Annotated in this window: 14 protein-coding genes, 1 tRNA gene and 1 other RNA gene; 2 read left to right on the forward strand and 14 right to left on the reverse strand. The window is 40.6% G+C overall.

What is annotated here, in order from left to right:
* Positions 1-276 precede the first annotated feature (276 nt).
* From EO126_RS02745 to EO126_RS02795, 11 genes are all read right to left on the reverse strand, one after another.
* Complete coding sequence (locus EO126_RS02745; RefSeq protein ID WP_127007444.1) at positions 277-1,599, reverse strand: putative porin; 1,323 nt, start codon at positions 1,597-1,599, stop codon at positions 277-279.
* Between the two features lie 753 nt (positions 1,600-2,352).
* Entirely contained in the window at positions 2,353-3,636 is a 1,284-nt protein-coding gene (locus EO126_RS02750) for an S-layer homology domain-containing protein (protein WP_127007446.1), read from the reverse strand.
* Positions 3,637-4,339: 703 nt separating this feature from the next.
* Positions 4,340-4,717, reverse strand: coding sequence for a hydrogenase expression/formation C-terminal domain-containing protein (locus EO126_RS02755; protein WP_006555090.1), 378 nt, complete (start codon positions 4,715-4,717; stop codon positions 4,340-4,342).
* Positions 4,714-5,202: a HyaD/HybD family hydrogenase maturation endopeptidase gene (locus EO126_RS02760; RefSeq protein WP_127007448.1), complete on the reverse strand. Its 489-nt coding sequence runs from the start codon at positions 5,200-5,202 to the stop codon at positions 4,714-4,716. The genes EO126_RS02755 and EO126_RS02760 overlap by 4 nt, the downstream gene beginning before the upstream one ends.
* Complete coding sequence (gene cybH, locus EO126_RS02765; protein ID WP_006555092.1) at positions 5,186-5,899, reverse strand: Ni/Fe-hydrogenase, b-type cytochrome subunit; 714 nt, start codon at positions 5,897-5,899, stop codon at positions 5,186-5,188. Before cybH ends, EO126_RS02760 begins: the two co-directional genes overlap by 17 nt.
* Before the next feature lie 14 nt (positions 5,900-5,913).
* On the reverse strand, positions 5,914-7,815 hold the full coding sequence (locus EO126_RS02770) for a nickel-dependent hydrogenase large subunit (RefSeq protein WP_127007450.1): 1,902 nt from the start codon (positions 7,813-7,815) through the stop codon (positions 5,914-5,916).
* A complete protein-coding gene (locus EO126_RS02775) occupies positions 7,815-8,966 on the reverse strand; it encodes a hydrogenase small subunit (protein WP_127007452.1) in 1,152 nt (383 codons plus the stop codon). Before EO126_RS02775 ends, EO126_RS02770 begins: the two co-directional genes overlap by 1 nt.
* Before the next feature lie 167 nt (positions 8,967-9,133).
* On the reverse strand, positions 9,134-9,460 hold the full coding sequence (gene trxA, locus EO126_RS02780; protein WP_127007454.1) for a thioredoxin: 327 nt from the start codon (positions 9,458-9,460) through the stop codon (positions 9,134-9,136).
* Between the two features lie 167 nt (positions 9,461-9,627).
* Positions 9,628-9,976, reverse strand: an RNA gene (gene rnpB / locus EO126_RS02785) — RNase P RNA component class A.
* A 214-nt stretch (positions 9,977-10,190) separates the two neighbouring features.
* Positions 10,191-11,306, reverse strand: coding sequence for a Nif3-like dinuclear metal center hexameric protein (locus tag EO126_RS02790; protein WP_127007456.1), 1,116 nt, complete (start codon positions 11,304-11,306; stop codon positions 10,191-10,193).
* Between the two features lie 180 nt (positions 11,307-11,486).
* Positions 11,487-12,227 carry a tRNA (adenine(22)-N(1))-methyltransferase gene (locus tag EO126_RS02795; protein WP_127007458.1) on the reverse strand — a complete coding sequence of 247 codons (741 nt, stop codon included), beginning with the start codon at positions 12,225-12,227 and terminating at the stop codon, positions 11,487-11,489.
* A 205-nt stretch (positions 12,228-12,432) separates the two neighbouring features.
* Between EO126_RS02795 and EO126_RS02800 the strand changes: the two genes are divergently transcribed.
* Both EO126_RS02800 and EO126_RS02805 read left to right on the forward strand, forming a co-directional pair.
* Positions 12,433-13,089, forward strand: a complete 657-nt coding sequence (locus EO126_RS02800; RefSeq protein WP_127007460.1) for a polysaccharide deacetylase family protein — start codon at positions 12,433-12,435, stop codon at positions 13,087-13,089.
* 61 nt (positions 13,090-13,150) lie between these two features.
* Positions 13,151-13,645: a DUF6978 family protein gene (locus EO126_RS02805; protein WP_006555099.1), complete on the forward strand. Its 495-nt coding sequence runs from the start codon at positions 13,151-13,153 to the stop codon at positions 13,643-13,645.
* Here EO126_RS02805 and EO126_RS02810 read toward each other — a convergent pair.
* From EO126_RS02810 to rpoD, 3 genes are all read right to left on the reverse strand, one after another.
* Positions 13,642-14,400 carry a DUF1829 domain-containing protein gene (locus EO126_RS02810; protein WP_127007462.1) on the reverse strand — a complete coding sequence of 253 codons (759 nt, stop codon included), beginning with the start codon at positions 14,398-14,400 and terminating at the stop codon, positions 13,642-13,644. The genes EO126_RS02805 and EO126_RS02810 overlap by 4 nt on opposite strands.
* A 169-nt stretch (positions 14,401-14,569) precedes the next feature.
* Positions 14,570-14,644 (reverse strand) — tRNA-Ile (locus EO126_RS02815).
* A 173-nt stretch (positions 14,645-14,817) separates the two neighbouring features.
* Positions 14,818-15,981, reverse strand: coding sequence for an RNA polymerase sigma factor RpoD (gene rpoD, locus EO126_RS02820; protein WP_040770867.1), 1,164 nt, complete (start codon positions 15,979-15,981; stop codon positions 14,818-14,820).
* Positions 15,982-15,983: the final 2 nt, after the last annotated feature.

The raw sequence follows: 15,983 nt of genomic DNA on the forward strand, positions 1-15,983 counted from the left end.
CATGAAGCTGTCATGACTACCAATCTATGGACATAATATCACACTTGAATTGAAAATTCAAAGGTTTTAGTTATGACTATTTCGCATAACTATGCATCTACCTTCTAGAAATAGATTCACTTTCATTAAAATTACATCTTACGGATCCTTATTTTATCAGCAACTTCTTAAATATTGATTTTTATAGATATTTAAAGCAACAAAAAAAGACAACTTCCGAAGAAGTTGCCTTTTTTATATTAGAAACTACTCTGTTACAGTATCCGTTGGGATAGATTAGAACTGGTAGTTCAATTCTGCACGGTAGTAGTCCGGTAAGTCAGCGCCGTCTTGGTTTTCAGCGTTGAATGCCCAGTAAGCGGACAAGCCAACGTTTTTAGCCAAAGCGTAATCAACAGTAGCCATCCAAGCTTTGTAGTCGGAGTTTACTGGTTGATTCCAAGTAGAACTGATTACAGGAGCATGTTTAGCCTGGTCGAAGTACTGAACTTTAACGCCCCAAGTACCTTCGTTTTCAATGTCGTAGTTACCTACGCCAACACCGGCTACCCAAGCATCTTTACCGTCGTTCTTTACGCCAGTATTCCAATTTTTGTCCCAAGTAGCATATTCGCCACCGATCCACAATTTGTTGAATTGAAGATCTAAGGAACCGCCATAGATGTCGTTATCTAAGTTATCTAAGCCCCAAGCGTAGAAACCACCGATAGTAGCGTGTTCACCCAAGTTACCTTTAACTTGTGCAAGAGCTACTTTGTAGTTAGTGTCAGCATCTTTGCTGTCGATGGAAATACCATCTTCAACGGAACGGTTGTCGGAACCATAAGCGCTGAACAAGTTACCGGTAATGAAGGAACCGTAACCACCGGTCAATGCGAAGTTGCCGTTATCATAAGTAATAGCAGCACCATCGAATGGATCGTCGTATACTAAACCGTTACCGATAGTGTTATCGAAACGACCGATTACAGCAGTAGTGTCTTTACCGAATTTATGAGCAACATACATGTTGTCGAATTTAACAGTTGCATCATTTTGTGCATCGCCAAATTCTACACCATCATAACCGTTATTGTCGCCAGCTGTAACGATACGAACTACAGCGGAAGTGTTGTCAGCTACATTAGCATTGAACTGAACACGTGCACGGTAGTCGAACTGGGAACGTTTGTTGCTGTTGTCGTCAGTAGCGAACATACCTTTTTTGTCGGAACCTTGGTAACGAAGACGAGCGTCACCGGTTACTTTTACGTTACCAACTTTGTTTTCCAAAGTAGCAACACGAACGCCCAAGTTGTTCAATTCGCTAGCAAATTCATCAGCCAAACGGTTGATTATAGCTTGTTGTTCAGCGTTAGCACGAGCTTCGTTAGCCATAGCTTTAGCTACCATCTGAGCCATTTCGTAACGAGTGATGTTGTTCTGGCCTTTGAAAGTGCCATCCGGGTAACCGTTGATTACACCGGCTGCTGCCAACTGAGCTACGCTCTGGTATGCCCAGTCGTTAGGAGTTACATCAGAGAATGGGTTAGCTGCGAATGCAGTAGTTACGCCAAGTACAGCAGTTGCTGCAAATACGGCTGCAAAACGTTTTTTCATAATAAATTACCTCTTTCCAAAAAAAGATTTAATAATGTTTGAACCAACACTATCTAATCTTCATTTCAGATACTCAGTAATCTTAAATGGAGTGTCCATGTTTCCTCACAAGTGACCGCTTTTCTCATATTAATGAATTTCGATGTCATTCGTTCTGTAATCATTGTATCGCGGTCTTCATGATTTGTAAAGAAAACTCGGAATTTGTCCACGAGTTTTCAAGGAAAAATATGATAATTTTCGATATAATTTCACTTGTAATCCCCATGACTACTTGATTTATCACTCTTTTTCAATTATCACAATATTACACGAATTGTTTATCTAATTTTATAGAGTTTTCTGGATAAACGCAGTAAATATAAGGCTCTATTCTTTTCGCAAAATACAAAAATATCCAATTTAAAAACAACTTGATTTTCATAATTTAATTTATTTGTTTTATAGAGTAATTAAAATAACTTTTATATCAATTTTAAGTTTCTTTTTACTAACTTCCCTTTTATGTCTTTTTGGCTGCTTTAAACTTTACAATTCTTTTACAATATAGCAATTATGACTCACTTGAATACGTAAAAAAGAACCGGCCAACACGAAATTTCGTGTCGACCGGCCCTTACTTTTTGATCAAAAAATAGCTTTTTATGATCATTCAGTACTTAAGTTCTTGCTCTTAATTGATATTGTTTTTCAATTGCTATGGTTCTTATTGAACCACTATATTTTATTCTCTATTATATACTTTATTATATATTAGAATTTGTAGTTCAATTCTGCACGGTAGTAATCGCCTAAGTCGTTACCGCTCTGATCTTCCGCATTGAATGCCCAGTAACCGGAAAGACCTACGTTTTTAGCCAATGCATAATCAACGGATGCCATCCAAGCTTTGTAATCGCTGTTATATGGCTGGTTGAAGGTAGAGCTGATTACAGGAGAGTATTTACCTTCGTCGAAGTACTGAACTTTAATGCCCCAAGTACCTTCTTTAGCGATATCGTAGTCGCCGTAACCAATGCCGGCTACCCATGCGTCTTTATCGTTGGATTGTACCAACGTGCCGTCTTTATCGGAGAAGGTTGCATATTCGCCGCCTAACCAAACTTTACCGTAGTTGAGGTCTAAGGAACCGCCATAGATATCGTTATCTAAGTTTTTGTTACCGAAAGTATAGAAACCGCCAAGAGTTGCATGTTCACCAAGTTTTGCTTTAGCCTGTAACAAGGTTACGGTTGCATTGTCATCAGCGGAAGCACTGCTGAAGTCATGTGCATAGGAGCTCATGCTACCACTATTGAATAAGCCGCCTTCCATGAAAGAGCCGTAAGCAGCCGTTGCGGAGAAGTTACCGTTGTCGTAGTTAATAGCTGCACCGTCGAAAGTATCATCGTATACTAACCCGTTACCTACGAAAGCACCGAAACGACCGGCAACTACTGTAGTATCTTTACCGAATTTGTGAGCTACGTATACGCGATCAAATTCTACATCAGATGTTGTGGAATCACCGAATTCCATATCACCACTGGTTACACGGATAACGGCGGATGTGTTGTCATTTACATTAGCATTGAATTGTACACGACCACGCATATCGAACAAGGATTTTTTATTAGTGTTATCGGAGCTGATTTCACCTTTTTTATCGGAACCTTGGTAACGGAGACGAGCATCACCGGTTACTTTTACATTACCTACTTTGTTTTCCAAGTTAGAAACGCGAACGCCCAAGTTATTCAATTCATCGGAGAATTCGTTAGCCAAACGGTTGATCATAGCTTGTTGTTCAGCGTTGGCACGGGTTTCGTTAGCCATGGCTTTAGCTACCATCTGAGCCATTTCGTAACGAGTGATGTTGTTCTGGCCTTTGAAAGTGCCATCAGGATAACCGTTGATAACACCGGCTGCCGCCAATTGAGCTACACTCTGGTATGCCCAGTCATTAGGAGTTACATCGGAGAATGGATTAGCGGCGAACGCAGAAGTTACGCCAAGTACGGCAGTGGCCGCAAATACAGCTGCAAAACGTTTTTTCATAATTATTACCCCTTTCAGAATAAAACAACTAAAAATATATTTTCGGTTGTCAGCTTCCGAAACAGATGGATTAAGAAATAATAGTTTCGACTGGAGTGTCCATGTTTCCTCACAATGTAATTGTATTATTTCGTTAACTCAGTTGTTTCATCGTCTGAACTAACCTATGGACACATAATACCAATGAAAACTAAAATCAAAATGAAAGTACCACAACTTCATGTTCAAGGAAACCTTGTTTAAATCTATATTTTTAGATTTAAAGATGTATAAGATATGCTATAATCCCGCATGTTTTAAGGTTTTCTATCCTTTTGGATTATTTTCAACTCGTCAACTTCAGAAAACTAAAAAAACTAAAATTAGTTTTTTAGTTTCATCTTATTCATCATCAAACATGAATTCTTCATGTAAAATCAACTATTGTTATGAATTTACCATGAATTTTAACACACAAAAAGGCCTGACCACTTTGATTTTCTTCATAGAGCGTTTAGAAAACTCCATAAAATCATCAAAATGAACAGACCATTTAAATAGAAAATCAAATTTTCCGGTAATTTCCGGGTAAACTTTTAGTATCGACTTAACAATTTCTCAACAATCTTGTTATCTAAGCATATAAAAACACCTGTGAAACACTTTTTATTGCTTCACAGGTGCTAAAAACGTATTAAATTACTTATTGCAAGTTGCCTGTCATTTACATGTCGGCCGCATCAATCCATGTCTGCAATTCGTCTTCCGCGGTTTCAATATCTTCGTCAAAGGCACCACAGAGACTGGGATAACGACCTACTTCAAGCGTGTACACAATGGCTTCATCACGAGCATTGCGAAATGTACCAAGCCAAATACCGGAGAATTGTGTTTCATACCACTCTACCGGCTGATCGGTTTCCGTAAAATTAATGGTAATGTTACCACGCCCCAGCGTTTCCATGACTTCAACTTGTTCTTCCATAGTGAGACCCGTTTTTTCAATATAAATCGTATGAGTCTCCCCCGTTTCACGAAGTCGTTTTAACGCCAATTGCAATTCTCTTAAAATGGCCTGCACATTGCCATAACTTTCTATCATTTCTTATGTACCTCAATTCCCCAAGCGTTTAGTTGCCGAATAACACGCTGTATCACGTCCGGCAAGGCCGCCTGTACAATTTCAGAAGGCTCAAAACCTACTTCAAGACTGGCCGGCTCAACGCCGATAACCATAGCATCTTCCAATGGATCTTCCTGCAAGGCGCGAATGCGTAAAATATCCTGCATACCTACTTCGTGAACGGAGATATTCCCGGTAAAATACTGTTCCGTCTCCTGATGAGGAAACTCATAAATCGTACCGGGCTTTTCACCACCATTAACAGCATCCACCAAGAGCAGTTTTTTCATGCCTCGCATATAGCTGAGGAGCTCCATACCCATGGTGCCGCCGTCAATTATATTTACGGCCGGGCTAAATTCGTACTCTTTTTCTAACTGCTGTACGACATGTACGCCCACCCCTTCATCGGTAAGCAAAATATTACCTACGCCCAACACGGTAATACTATTCTCGTTTACCATATAAATCCTCAATATCTTCCGGATCCTGCGGATAGAACTTCATCCCCGATACCATACTGGATACTTCCCCGGATTCTTCCATTACATCTTCGCGGAAAGCCAAGTACACATGCGCTACCGTGAATAATAAGAAGAACCAAGCAATGTAATGGTGAATGATATGAATCTGATATTCGTTAAACAATAAATTTACCGGGTTGAACACGATGGCCAACCAGCTTTCAGGACGAATCTGCGAATACATGGCAAGGCCCGTACAGATTTCAAAGAACATCATAATATACACAATTAAATAACTGGTACGTGCTAAGGAGTTACGAAGCACACGGTGTTCTTCCTGACGCGGTAACATTAAATAGTGTAAGAAAGTTTGTTTTAAACCGTCCCAGTAGAGGCGTTTGCGGAATTTAGGCAGTAAACGGTCACCGCGATAGCGAATGGCCCCATAAATGCGGAATATGAAAGCAAAAACAAGGATAAACGCAAATCCGAAGTGAATGCGGCGAATCATTTCCATAGAAAACCAGCTGTTAATAGCTTCAGCCGGTTCTTTACCTACGAACATGCTGAAACCGGGGTCACCGATATAGAGACCGGTCCAGAACAGGAACGTAACGCAAAGCACCATGGTCCAGTGGAAAATACGTAACCACAGACTAAATACACGATATGGCTTTTTTTCCGGTTGTTCTAACATATGAATCCCCCCTATTATTTGCACAAAGCATCCGTATTAACAGAGACGATTTTTTCACCTTTCTTATTGTACAAGTGGGTTGCACAAGCAAGGCAAGGGTCAAACGAGTGAATCCCTTTCAAAATTTCGAGCGGTTTATCCGCAATTTTAACGTGCGTATCAATCATGTTAGATTCGTAAGCACCATGTTCATTGGCCATCGTCTTAGGACAAGCATTCCAAGTGGATGGTACGATACACTGATAGTTGTCGATTTTTGCATCTTTAATAACGCTCCAGTGACCGAGGGCACCACGAGGCGCATCAAGAACACCAACGCCTTTGGCTTCTTTCGGCCAAGAGTTAGGATCGAATTTGCTCATATCGGCTACTACTTCGTCGCCGCCTTTAATGTTGGCTACTAATTTATTGAACATGTATTGGCTCATATTAACCGCAACCTGTGCATCGAGGGCACGACAAGCGGTACGGCCTACTGTACTACACATCCATACATGAGCCGAAACGCCCAATACGGAAGAAACGGTATCAATTTGTTTTACAATCATCTGTTCCGCCCAAGACGGGTTACTGATGATGCCTTGTTTAACTTTGGTATACACTACGATATATTTTGCCAAAGGACCAACTTCGCAGGCTTTACCTTTAAATGTTGGGGATTTAATCCACGAATATTTCTTAGTTTCATCAAGGAATTCCCAATGTTCCTTCGTACCTGTCTTAGGACCGGTATAGTTAGGTTTGGTAATCCCTTCAGACGGATGGGCTGTCTTCGTGCCGTTTGGATATTCATACCAGGAATGTTCAACTTCTTCTGATAAGAAGTCAGGATTCATCAAATCAGGGCCATCCATTGGGATAAATTTAGCTTTATCTACGCCGAGGCCGAAATCTTCAACTACACCGTTGGCACGGACTAAGATTTTTTTGAAATAATCGCCGTTGGAAATACCGCTATACGGTTCATCCGGATAATCACCGTAAGCCATGGCGCGTTTCTTGGATAAACCACCACCATCAACCATGCCCGCTTTGGCGTAAATCTGACCAATAGCCAACACGTCAGGTACATAGAAGTAGTTTACCAAATCCTTAGCCAACGAAATGGATTCATCAACTGTTGCAAGGCGCGCCGCATTAACCGGTGCATTCATGTCATCCATGGAGATGGAACAAGGCATACCGCCGATACAGAAATGCGGATGTGGGTTTTTACCGCCAAATACAACATGAGGTGTTACAATATCACGCTGACGGTCCAAAATATTGAGGTAATGAGCTACGCCCATCAAATGAACTTCCGGTGGCAATAATTGATAATCCGGATGATCCCACCACTGCGCGGCAAAAATGCCCAATTGACCGCTGTCTACGATTTTTTTAACTTTCGCTTGAATAGCGGCATAGTAGGTTGCATTGCCTTTAGGAAATTCTTTCGGATACGCTGATGAAGTACTTTGTGTTTCAGCCGGTTCTAAACCGCTCAAGTTGTAGTTTTTAAGTACGGTTTCCTGAAGCGCAGCTGTTTGCACCGGATCGGCTTTTAACGCTTCGATTGGACTAACCCAGTCGAGAGCATGCAAATGATAGAAGTGAACGATATGGTCATGCGCATCTAAACAACTATGCATGATGTTACGAATATAGTTCGCATTTTTAGGAATCTGAATGCCTAAAGCATCTTCAACGGAACGCAAGGATGCAATGGCATGCGTAGATGTACAAACACCGCAAATACGCTGCACAAATGCCCACACATCACGAGGATCACGACCCTTAGCTACCAATTCAATACCACGCCAAGCAGTACCACTGGACAACACGTCTTCTACCTTACCGGTTGCTTCATCTACATTTACCTCAACCCGCAAATGACCTTCAATACGAGTAATCGGATCAACTACTACACGTTTCATTAGTGGTTACCTCCTTCGTTATTCGTCTGCTCAGACGCTGCTTTTTTTGCTTCCTGTTCAGCTATCATTTTCTTTTCCAGCTGAATTGTATCATATTTATGTTTAGCCAAGGTTACGCCACCATGAGCCACGACGGCACCGAAGGCGGTAAGACCGGCAATGGTACCGATAGTGTCAGCCGTGGTAACGGTATTGGCCACCTGTACTTGTGGTAAGCGTTGTGTGAAAACACCGTTATCCCAGAAACCTTTTTCACTACAACCGATACAACCGGAACCGGACTGAATCGGATAGGATAAACCATTCCACCAACGTAAATTACCGCAGGAGTTATAGGTTACCGGGCCACGGCAGCCCATTTTATAGAGACACCAGCCCGCTTTAGCCCCTTCATCATCGTATTTTTCAACGAAAAGACCGGAGTCAAAGAACGGACGACGATAGCATGTATCATGAATGCGATTGCCGTAAAATTGTTTTGGACGACCTTCCACATCGAGTGGCGGAATTTCGCCAAACAATGCATAATGCATGATAACGCCCGTCATAACTTCAGGAATTGGCGGACAGCCCGGTACTTTAATAATTTTTTTACCGGACACTACTTCAGAAACCGATACGGTGTTCGTAGGGTTCGGATTAGCGGCCTGAACACCGCCCCAAGCGGCACAGGAACCGTATTCAATAATAAACGCGGCTCCGGCGGCACATTCTTTGAGCACATCAACGAACGGACGACCGCCTACCATACAATAGGCACCGTTGTCATCCAGTGGCACGCCACCTTCAACGGCTAATACATACTGACCTTTTTTGTCGTTCAACAATTTATGCAAATGAGCTTCAAAAGGAGCACCTGCCGCTGCAGATAGGGTATCATCATATTCCAACGCAATCATATTTAAAACCACATCAGAAGCGAATGGCGACGTAGAGCGGATAAAAGATTCATCGCATCCCGTGCATTCATGACCATGCAACCAAATTACGGTTGGCAATTCTTTCGTATCGGCTGCTTCAACTACTTTATTCAAATAGGTTGGAGGCAGGCCTAAAACGGCGGTCAAAGCCACACATGTTTTCATAAATGTGCGGCGGCTGATTTTACGTTCTCGGAATAACTTCCACAGACTGTTTTTGTTCTCTTTCACAGGTGGACCCCCCTTGCTTGCAATAACTTTACTGTCCTTTAGTAAAACGTTTAAATCTTTATATCTATTAATATAGTAAGTATATCATGTTACATTAATGTTTTCTATAGAATTTTACATGAAATTTGCCATTTTCTTAGCAAAACTTAACTATATTAGTATAAACATTATTTTATAATAGAACGAATTAAGCCTTCTACAACAGCTGCCGGTTTATAACCTGCAATACGATCTTTTTCTTTACCGTTTTTGAAGCAAATTAGGGTCGGAATACCTTGAATATCATACTTCAAAGCAACATCTTTTAAGGCTTCTACGTCAATAGTTACCACTTCAATGTCGTCTTTCATGTCTTCAGCTAACGTTTCCATTTCGGGATTCATTAATTCACAAGGTTTGCACCAAGTAGCCCAAAAATCGGCAACTACCACTTTAGATGATTCTTTTACTAATTTTTCCAATGCTTCTAAGCTTTCAATTTTTGTAACTGACATTACAATCCCTCCTTAATACCTAATCCTCTTAGTATTGTTTCATTATATGTATGAGGTGACAAAGTTTAGTCAAAAAATATTGTTTTCATCTCTTCACATATAAATTTGAATCTTTATATTTACCATTTAATATTTTGACTAAAATAAAACCGCCCCGAAGAGCGGTTTTAAGCAAGCAATCAATAAGCCGAGTTCTGTTCTGTTTGCACAGCGGTGATTATCTTTCTAGGCCTATAATTGCTTATAGGCTCAAGCGGCACAACCCGAAAGGTAGGCGGGCCACCCTTATCCCTTCCCTATTCGGCCTTGCTCCGGATGGGGTTTACCGAGCCAATATATTACTATATTGCTGGTGCGCTCTTACCGACACCGTTCCACCCTTACCGCAAAAGCGGCGGTTTACTTTTCTGTGGCACTATTCCCTATGGTCACCCACGCCGGACGTTATCCGGCATCCTGCCCTATGGAGCTCGGACTTTCCTCGAACTTACGCTCGCAATCACCTTTCATACTTGCTACTTAAAGTCTAGCAGATACAGCCTAGTTGGTCAATTATCTTTTTCTCAATATTTGTATGAAGTAACAGCACATCTAAAGATATCGAATTAGATTATAACCTTCCGTTACCGATGTCGGATAATCCGTCAATAACTGAACTGTCACCGTAATTGAATTTTATCAAATCAGGGATGAATTATTAATTAATACATCAATTTGAGTCTCAATTAATTTACGCGAAGAAAAAATCTTCATGCACATCACTGACAACGACCGGCACGTCGGTCACTTCTTGTTCCTGCATTTGTATTCCGATATGAGCCGCCAACAATTGAGCCGCGCCGATTTCCGTACCGAAATGACCTACATCGGCCACTAAAATACCCAGCTCCTTAGCCATTTGCATGTCGTGATACTTCACATCACCCGTTACATAAGCTTGAGCCCCCATTTTAGCTGCTTTTTTAATAAATTCGGCACCACTGCCGGTGCAAAGCGCCACTTTGGTAACAGCATCCGGTTTAGCCCCACCGAAACGAGCTCGGCCTCTTGGGAAACAAGCTTTAATGAGTTCAATAAAGCCTTCCGTATCCAATGTATCCGCCAATTCGCCGATGCGCCCGATGGTTGCTTCTTCACTCGGCGTCACCAGCTGATGCACTTCATAAGCCGGCACTTCATAAGGATGAGCATCTTTCATAGCCGCAATCACACTGTTCACCAAATTCTTCGGCACGATGGCTTCAATGCGGTCTTCCTTCACAGTAGCCGCTTGCCCCACTTTGCCGATATACGGATTGGCCCCTTCCAGCGGTTTAAATGTACCCGTTCCTTCCGTATAAAAAGCACAGTGACTGTAATTGCCGATTTTACCGGCACCGGCATCTCCCATGGCCTGCATTACGGCATCACGATGCGTAGCCGGTACAAAGGTGATAATTTTACAAAAACCTGTTTGATGAACGGTTTCAAGGCCTTTCACATTGGCTAACCCGATTTGAGCCGCGGCTAAATCATTAAGCCCTCCATTGGCAATATCCAAATTAGTATGGGCACTATATACGGCGATTTTTTTGGAAATCAATTGGATCATTAAGCGCCCCAACGCTGTTTCATCAGTAATCTGTTTCATACCTTTAAAAATCACCGGATGATGACTGACAATCATATTGTAGCCTTTAGCTTCCGCTTCCTCTACGACTTCAGGTGTTACATCAAGCGACGTTAATACTCCGGTTACCGCCATACTGCGTTCGCCTACCAATAGGCCCACATTGTCCCAGTCTTCGCACAAATGCTTAGGGGCTAATTTTTCTACCATAACGGCAATATCTTGCACAGTTGTCATAAGTCTCTCCTTTATACTAATTCTCATTAACCCTTATTCTAACTCTTTGAGTTCTCATACTAACTCTTCGAGCTCTTATACTAACTCTTTGAGCTCTTATACTAACTCTTTAAACTCTTATACTAACTCTTTGAGCTCTTATACTAACTCTTTGAGCTCTTATACTAACTCGTTTAACGCTTATACTAATTCTTTTAACTCGTTAATTTCCGCTGCCAATACTTGATATTTATCCGTATGCGCGAGCGTTTCCGTCATTCCTTCCAAAGCCGCTTCACGCATATGGATTAAATGATGCATGTGTTCTTCCCACAATGCCGGTTTTTCACACTGAACCAAGGCTCCCACCGTCCATAGCATGGATGCATCCGACAAGTTTTCATACGGATCCTTTGCATCGAGCACGGCTTGAATAACAGGACCATCTGCTGTAACGTACGCCGCTTCACGACCTTTTTTAACAGCTAAAAATGCCTGATACAATTTGCCCATGTCGGCCATAATGACTTCGCGCACGATACGATAGCCTTTCGCCACCATATATTGTCGCAATTCTGCCTGACCGTTCTGCGGTTGCAATACATAAAAGTCCAGCATTTCGGGCCCCGCTTCTATAATATCTCTCATCAAAAAACCGCCCATACCGCAAATAACGGCTCCTTCCGGTTCACCGGTTTTCACCACTTGCAATCCGTCACCCAAGCGGCAGTCAACATCCTCAGCCACTTCGGTCGATGCCACATAGGCTTTGGCCGAAGCCAACGGTCCTTTATTCACATCACCGGCAATTGCCTTTTTAGCGCGTCCCCGTGCTACGAGCTCCACTGCCAAATAGCCGTGATCCGTACCGATATCGGCAATCGTTTCAGCCCGGGGAATCAAAGTGAACACCGCTTCTAACCGGTCTGTCATCTTTTTCATTGAGTAATTCCTTTCAATCTATATGTTCTTCGTTAAGCAATTATATTATTTACTATATTAATTATATTGTAACACATAGTACGTATTGTTTCTTGGTACGCATTTAAATAAGAGGAGTTTTCCCTGCCGCTGTCGAAATAAACAACAACAGCCTCTATGATTTTATGTTTGGGCTTTTTAATCACAATCCTTGCGGAGGTGCCCTATGTGGAAAAAAGTTCTTCTGTCTACCGGCCTGCTTGCCTGTCTGACATGTCCCCAATTTACGAGTGATGCTTATACGATTTTAATGCATCAAACAGATACGAATCTGAATCTAACCTATCCGTTGGTCTATTTGGAAAACGAAACGGCTCAAAATAAGGTTAACACGGAAATCGCTGTTTACGTCGATAAAATGCGTGATTTATATTACAACGAAAAAATGTATACGGTAAACTTGAATTATGAAACGACGTATGAAGATGATAATTATTTATCGCTCCTCATTACCAGCGGTTGGTACAACGGCAAAAGTGCCCACGGCTATTACACATCACAAGGGCTCGTTTTTGACAAACATACGGGAAATCTCATTCCGGCCTCCAATTATGTTCACCTTAAAGATGATGAACAATTGTATAAATTAGTTATAGAAGGCATGCTGCCTGTCTTCAGTTCGCGCGAACATCAATTGCAGTACAATGAATTTATGATTCCCGATAAGAAAATTGCAATCCGGTATAACAACTATGTATTACTCGGCGAGGGTAAACTGGCCATGCTCTATCAGCCGTATGAAATCTCTTATTATGCTAACGGCGTGACACGGATTGTATTTACACCGGAAAAGATTGAGTATATTAATAGATTGAATAAATAAAAATATCCCTCACCTGTATAGGTGAGGGAACTATCAAACCGTAATATAAAAGGAGATTCAAATGTTAGATTTAAAAAGTGAAGAAAATATAGAGTTTTTAAATTTCTTAAATGAAGAAAAAGTAATCACAGATGATAATATTAGCTTCCCTTCTTCTGGTGATTCACAAGCCATAAATGTAGAAGGAAAAGTCTCAAATCAACAATTTATCTTAGATATAAATAGAAAATCATTGTTAGTCAGTAGAATTACCTATCAAAATAGAATTCCACAGTCCTTAATATTATTACGTTTAGATATCGATACAAAACCGCACCGTAACCCCAATGGAGAAATAATAAACGGAACTCACCTGCATATATTTGACAAAAATAATAATTCGGGAAGTTGGGCCTTTGAACTAACCGATAGTAGATTAAATACCTATTTTAAGTATTTTAATTTTGAACAGTTTTTAAAAATCGAATCAAAAGATGTAAAAAAATTTTTTCCACTATTTTGTCAACTCAATAATATAACCAACTATCTTAATATTGATTATACCTTATTCTCTTAATTAAAATGCGACAAATTCTTGTTTATACTAGACCATAGACAAGGAACAATATCATAGTTTTCAAAGCCTGTAAGTATTGAATTATCAACTTGTTTTTTATCATTCATGATAACTATTAACTGGCTATCTGCTCTTTTACTATCTTTAATATCATTCCAAGTGAATATGACTCTTTCCATTTCACTTCTACTTGGAGAATTCATCACTTTTGCAAACCGCTCTGGATGATTAATATTTTTTTGAAATAAGAAATCATAAGTATGAACATAACCTGACTTCCCAAGAATCGAAATATCCATACTATAAAATATTTGGTTATCATCAAAAAATGACATTACTTCTTCAAGAAATATTTGTTTTACCGTTGAAGTAGCAAGGTAAAATAAATCATTAACATCTAACATACATTGTAATAAACGGTGCTGTGCTTCTGATATCCCTCTTCGATTTGATAAAACGTATAATTCATTAGTTGCATCATCATACTTTACTCCCTGTCTATCTAAAATCTGATTAAACAGTGATTTTCTTTTAGATGTCGAGTAAATATCTACACCCGACATTATCAAATCATTAATAATATATCCGTCATCCGAAATCTTATATTCATCTCGATCCCGATGAATTAGATATATTTGAGTATAATCATTATGTCTATCTAAAAAAGGAGTTGTTATTTCTGTAATAGACGAAGTAATTTTTCTTTCTGTCATATTAGATTCAAGCCAATTTAAATAATTCTTGACATGTTTCATATAATATGACCCTCTTTCTCCATAATAACTTTTTACCTAATATTTAATAAAATTCCATGAGCAATAAACATAGGGAAAATATTAGAAATTTTAAATTAATACTATATACTATTTTTAAAAAGCCGCCTGCATCATAAAACATGATACAGGCGGCTCATTTATCAAAAATTGGTGGGCCCACCTGGCTTCGAACCAGGGACCGACCGGTTATGAGCCGGTTGCTCTACCCCTGAGCTATAGGCCCATAGGGAAATACAGTAGTATTCCACCAAAATATTATACACAATAAGTGTGATTCACGTCAATATGACGCCGAAAATCTACACTTAAAGTGTGATTCACATCATTAGAATATCGATAGCTAACATACTCTACAAAGATTAAAATCCTTACGACCGTCACTATCAATAACTTATCTTATAAGAAGTCTTTGATCTTATCGCGTTTGCCGCGGTTACGAAGTTTCGTCAAAGCTTTCCCTTCGATCTGACGAATACGTTCACGGGTTACATTAAAGTGCTGACCGACTTCTTCCAAAGTGCGAGGTTTGCCGTCTTTCAAACCGAAACGCAATACCAATACTTGCTGTTCACGATCGGTTAAGCAAGAGAATACGTCTTCGATTTGTTCTTTTAACAAGATATAGCTGGCTGCATCGTCCGGTGCAATCGCATCCTGGTCTTCGATGAAATCGCCCAAATGTGAGTCTTCTTCTTCGCCGATTGGAGTTTCCAAAGAAACCGGTTCCTGTGCGATTTTTTGAATTTCACGAACGCGTTCAACGCTGATGCCCATACCTTCCGCAATTTCTTCCGGTAATGGTTCACGCCCTTTATCCTGCAAGAGCTGACGGGAAATACGAATCAATTTATTGATTGTTTCCACCATATGAACCGGTATACGAATCGTACGAGCCTGGTCGGCAATCGCACGGGTAATGGCCTGACGAATCCACCATGTTGCATAAGTAGAGAATTTGTAACCTTTAGTGTAGTCGAATTTATCAACGGCTTTAATAAGGCCCAAGTTACCTTCCTGGATTAAATCCAAGAACAACATGCCGCGACCTACATAACGTTTGGCAATACTTACTACCAAACGCAAGTTGGCGTCAATCAATTTCTGTTTGGCTTTTTCACCGGCCTTCATTTCTTTGTAAGACGCATCGTCTTTGGCACCGGCTTCGATTTGCTGAGCCAACAAGATTTCTTCGTCAGCGGATAACAAAGGTACTCGACCGATTTCTTTTAAATACATCCGTACAGGGTCGTCAATGTTAACGCCTTCCGGAATACTAAGGTCAAGGCTTACCTCTTTCGCTTCGCGAACTTCGTTACTCTCTTCTTCATCTTCGATGATATCTTCTTCATCATCAGCCGTTTCCACATCATCGGTGATAACATCTATATTACTCTTCTGTAATACTTCATACATATCGTCCAACTGCTCAGCCGTAAGTTCCACTTCTTCGTGAAGAGCATCGGTAATTTCTTTACTCGTTAATGCCCCTGCCTTACGTCCTTTTGCCAGTAATTGTTCTATTATTTCTTCTAACCGTGATTTAGTTTGCTTCTTAGCCACAA

It is taken from the genome of Veillonella seminalis, from assembly GCF_003992065.1.
Lineage (GTDB): Bacteria > Bacillota > Negativicutes > Veillonellales > Veillonellaceae > Veillonella_A > Veillonella_A seminalis.